Below are 244 nucleotides of genomic sequence, written 5' to 3'. Positions count from 1 at the left end.
CCGCCTCTACCCGAGCGCAGCGGCGCTGAACCAAGAGCGCGCGAATCCGGCCCTCCGGCTCGTCGCCACGAGACCTGATGTGCGAGAGCAGCTCGTTCCTGGCAGCACCGACGCGCAGTGGGCGGTAGCGCTCCGCGACGTTCTCGAACTTGCCGTCATCCAGTCCAGAAGTCACGGGACGGGAGCTGAACCCGGTCTTGTGGACACCTGATCTGAGCGGCGAGAGTCGTTCGTGAAGGAGTCA

Origin of the sequence: Microbacterium sp. Leaf351, assembly GCF_001423825.1 — a bacterium.
In the GTDB taxonomy this organism is placed as follows: Bacteria; Actinomycetota; Actinomycetes; order Actinomycetales; family Microbacteriaceae; genus Microbacterium; species Microbacterium ginsengisoli.
This window is presented reverse-complemented; position numbering follows the sequence as displayed.